This is a genomic window from Desulfosarcina sp., assembly GCF_033791525.1.
Classification (GTDB): Bacteria; Desulfobacterota; Desulfobacteria; order Desulfobacterales; family Desulfosarcinaceae; genus Desulfosarcina.
The window spans coordinates 1-4,158 of the sequence record NZ_JASJGN010000113.1 but is presented as its reverse complement, the minus strand read 5'-3'; the positions used below and the strand labels follow the sequence as shown (position 1 = coordinate 4,158).

Sequence of the window (4,158 nt, the reverse complement as noted above, 5' to 3'; positions counted from 1 at the left end):
GCTGTCGCGAAGTCCTGGCTTGGCGACGGAAACAACGAATCCGTTTCGACTGACCAAATTACCAACATGTTCGGCAGCGATAAAATTTCTGAATTTGCAGGCAAACTGGGTCTTAGCGAGGATGAGGCGGCTGGCGGCTTGTCCGAGGCACTTCCGCAGATGGTGGATAAGGCCAGCAGCGGCGGATCATTGCTTGATTCAATGGGTGGCCTCTCAGGCGCTTTAGGAATGGCAGGGAAATTGTTCGGCAAGTAGGCCAAATACCGCCAACCATCAGCTGCTCCTGTCAAGCTTATTTCTGTTGTTCAAGACAGGGCGATAGGTCAAGCTACGGTGCTCGGCATTCAGGGGGTTTCAGGACGTCCTTTAAACTGCTCTCCAACAACGTTTTTTCTAATTCAGTATGCATTCTTATTTTTTGTAAATCGTTTGATATGAATGGGAATTAGAAAATCTGAAGCATGGGGAATCTACAGGCACCGATCTCAAGCGCCTGGTTTGGCAATTCCAATAAAAGGCCTTTCCAGTGACCGCAATTGCAATTAAACTTTCCGATACTATATTAAGTGCATAATAGAACACCATTCTATACTGTTAGGAGGATAAATACAGGTGACAAATCAGTCAGCTAAATAGGAGCGGGATATGGCAATTCAGGTCATTATCCAAAGAAAGGTCAAACAGGGTCGTCAGGCGAAAGAATTAGTCCCTCTTATTTTACAAATGAGAGCCTGCGCCATGTATCAACCTGGATATATCTCAGGGGAGACCCTCTGCGACACAGAATACCCCGGAAATTGCCTTGTTGTCAGCAGATGGGAAACAGTTGAAGACTGGAATAATTGGGTCCGCAGTCAAGAAAGAGCCGAGATTGATCATAATATTGAGATCTTAACCGGAGAAAAATCAGAATATCATATTTATTCGCCAATGACACCCTGATAAATCGCTGGAAAAGCGAATTACAGACAGTTTATATCTCGTCTGTTTCTTCAACAAGTTTCAGACCTATGATTTACGGTTTTCCCAATTAGTAGTTTAGAACCCAGAGGTTTAAAATGCTCGAAAACCAACAAACACTATTTGAACGAGTCGGTGGCAAACAGGCTATCGGTGAACTTGTCGACAAATTTTATGATCGGGTAGTCGCCGATCCAGAACTAAAACCGTTTTTTAAAAACGTCTCTATGGACAAAATCCGCAGAATGCAGCGCGAGTTCTTTAGTGCAGCGCTGGATGGTCCAAACATTTATACTGGCAGGCCTCTCGGATATGTCCATCATGGAAGAGGCATTACCAAACATCATTTTTCTCTGTACGTCGGTCATCTAATTCATACCCTCCAGGGTTGTGCGCTCAAGGAGCAGGACGTGCAAGACATTATCAGCCGAATCAGTACATACGCAGATGAAATCACCGGTGATGCCGCGTCAGGGGGATAAAAACCGATAAACCTTCAGGTGCGATATCAAAACGCAACACAACTTGCCAATATCATCAATATAGACAACCCTTTTGTAGGGTTCGAACCTCCGTGGGCCAAATTGCTTCAAACGATTCAACCAAGTCAGGTGACAATTGCCTTCGGTTCTTAAATGAGCGATCCAGAAGATATCCAACAAAACTTCAATCACCCCGGCCTTCAAGCTGCTGGAATATATCACCGCATATTAGCTAAATCAAAAATAAAAAAACCAACCGTTCAATTATATCAGGGCTCGGGGAGTTTTACTATCTCAGCGGTGTCATTCCCGGGAAAGCGGGAATCCAGAGAGAATAGGTTCGAGAGCCCTGGATGCCCGCCTATGCGGGCATGACATAAAAACACCCCGATGCCTGAATTTTTATAAAACGCTTATCTCAGGTGAAACAGTGAAAGGTAGGTCACTGTTCCTAAATCGGCGGTGTCACGACATTGAAACCCCAGCGGTTCGAGTATCTGAAGCAATTCTTCCGGCGACAATCGAACCTTCTCCGGCGGTCCGGGCGGCCCGGGCATTTTTTTGAACTCCACCACCGCCAACAGCCCGGCCGGTTTGAGCACCCGTACGATCTCCTTCAATGCGCCATGGTGGGTGCCGTCTTCGACCAAGTCGTGGAGCACCGTGGCCATGAGGCAGATATCGACGCTGTGATCGTCAAGTGGGATTTTCTTGCTAACGTCACAAACCGCGGCGTCGATATTCTCCAGGCCCAGCGAACCGGCCTTGAGCCTGAGTTTGGTGATGCCTTCCTCCCACAGGTCAAGGGCATGTACCGTCCCCGTCTCCCGGATCTGGCGGGCGATCTCGATGGCATAATTGCCGATGCCGCAGGCCACATCGAGAAAGACGATCTCGCCGCGCAGGTCAACGGCGGACAGAAAGGTGGCGAAATCGATGAGATCGAAGCTGCTCTTGCCGGCGGCAATGGGTTTGGGTGACATGGTTGTCCTTTGATTCCGGTTAAAAGAAAGACTACCCTTCAGCTATTTCCACAACCACATTCCTGGGTAGCGCCAGATTGGCGGCGACGTTTCCATAAACCTGTTTCTCAAGGAACGCTAAACTGCCTAACTGCCTGCAGGGAAGGGACTTCCCAGAAGATCGATGGCCGCCCGGCAGTAGGTTTCGACGCCGGTGAGCAGGATCTCTTCATTGAAGCCAAACCGCGGATTGTGGATGCCGGCATAGGCGTCGTTGCCCGCACCCAGGCAGAAGAAACAGCCCGGGACCCGTTCCAGGAAAAACGACATGTCTTCACCCCCCAGGGTCATGTCCGGAACGACCACGCGGTCAACGCCGACGACTTCTCCGGCGATGCGTTTCATCCGGTCGGCCATGTCTGGATCGTTGATCGTGGGCGGATAGCCCTGCTCATAGCTCATTTCGTAACCGGCCCCCATGGATTCGCAGACCCCTTTGACAATGGTTTCGATGATTTCTGGCCAGCGTTCCCAGGTTGTCTTGTCAAAGGTTCTTGCGGTGCCGCAAAAAGTAGCGGTTTCCGGGATCACGTTGAAGGCGGTACCGGCCTCGAATTTTCCGACAGTGACCACCGAAGGCTGCAGCGGGTCCATCTGGCGGCTGACGATACGCTGCAAGGCAGCCACCACCTGGCAGCCGGTTTCCAGGGCATCCACGCAAAGATGGGGCATGGCCCCGTGGCCACCCTTGCCCGTGATGGTGATGTCGAAGCGGAACATGGCCGCCATCAAGACACCGGCCCGGATGCCGATGGTCCCTTCGGGAATGGTGGGCCAGATGTGGCAGCCCAGGGCGTAGTCCACACGTGGATTGTCCATCACCCCGGCTTCGATCATGGGCTTGGCGCCACCCGGCCCCTCTTCGGCGGGCTGGAAGACAAATTTGATTGTTCCGTTGATCCGGTTTTTGAGCGCATTCATTACCCTGGCGGCAACCAGGACCATGGCCGTGTGGCCGTCGTGGCCGCAGGCGTGCATGACGCCGGGGTGTTGGGAAGCAAAGGGCAGACCGGTTGCTTCGGTGATGGGCAGTGCATCCATGTCGGCCCTGACCAGCAGAGTCGGGCCGGGGCGGCCGGTGTCGAGCAGGCCCACCACACCGGTGCGGGCAATGCCTGTGACCACGGACAGGCCTTCCCGTTTCAGATACTCGGCCACATAGGCGCTGGTCTTCTCTTCTGTGTATGCCACTTCAGGTATGCGGTGTAGATCCCTGCGGATTTTGACGACCTGTTCCTGATGCGATCTGACCATATCCGTGATGTTCATGGCGATTCCTGTTTGCTTATATCGTCGTTGAATGATGCCGTGGGACGCTTTTATGTCAAAAATAGCCAGCAGGCCACAATGGCGAAGATCACCCCGGCAGCATCGGCCGTCAGGGCCGCAGCCATGGCATGCCGGATGCGTCGTACCTGTACCGCGCCGAAGTAGACGGCCATGACGTAGAAGGTGGTTTCCGTGGATCCCTGCAGGGTGGAGACCAATACGCCGGTGTAGCTGTCCGGTCCGATAGCCGCGTCGTTGATGATCGAAGCCAGGATGCCGTAGGCGCCGGATCCGCTCAAGGGGCGCATCAGGGCCATGGGCAGGGCCTCGGCCGGTAGGCCGAACCGACCGGTCACCGGCGCCAGGGCACCCACCAGCAGGTCCATGGCCCCGCTGGCCCGCAGCATGCCCACCGCCACGAGGAT

Annotated in this window: 6 protein-coding genes; 3 read left to right on the top strand and 3 right to left on the bottom strand. The window is 53.1% G+C overall.

The features are described 5' to 3' along the window. The 3 genes from QNK41_RS05495 to QNK41_RS05485 all read left to right on the top strand — a co-directional run. Positions 1-255, top strand: a 255-nt coding sequence (locus tag QNK41_RS05495) for a YidB family protein (protein WP_319254580.1), incomplete at its 5' end; no start/stop codon positions are given. Positions 256-645: 390 nt separating this feature from the next. After that, the gene (locus tag QNK41_RS05490) at positions 646-942 is read left to right on the top strand and encodes an antibiotic biosynthesis monooxygenase family protein (protein ID WP_319254578.1); all 297 of its coding nucleotides are present in this window, start codon (positions 646-648) and stop codon (positions 940-942) included. A gap of 116 nt (positions 943-1,058) precedes the next feature. Continuing rightward, on the top strand, positions 1,059-1,442 hold the full coding sequence (locus tag QNK41_RS05485; RefSeq protein ID WP_319254576.1) for a group 1 truncated hemoglobin: 384 nt from the start codon (positions 1,059-1,061) through the stop codon (positions 1,440-1,442). Positions 1,443-1,855: 413 nt separating this feature from the next. On the opposite strand, the gene QNK41_RS05480 is transcribed toward QNK41_RS05485, so the two are convergent. From QNK41_RS05480 to QNK41_RS05470, 3 genes are all read right to left on the bottom strand, one after another. Beyond that, positions 1,856-2,425 carry a class I SAM-dependent methyltransferase gene (locus QNK41_RS05480; protein ID WP_319254574.1) on the bottom strand — a complete coding sequence of 190 codons (570 nt, stop codon included), beginning with the start codon at positions 2,423-2,425 and terminating at the stop codon, positions 1,856-1,858. 126 nt (positions 2,426-2,551) lie between these two features. Beyond that, positions 2,552-3,733, bottom strand: coding sequence for an amidohydrolase (locus QNK41_RS05475; RefSeq protein ID WP_319254571.1), 1,182 nt, complete (start codon positions 3,731-3,733; stop codon positions 2,552-2,554). 50 nt (positions 3,734-3,783) lie between these two features. After that, the coding region (locus tag QNK41_RS05470) for a nucleoside recognition domain-containing protein (RefSeq protein ID WP_319254569.1) at positions 3,784-4,158 on the bottom strand (375 nt) is incomplete at its 5' end.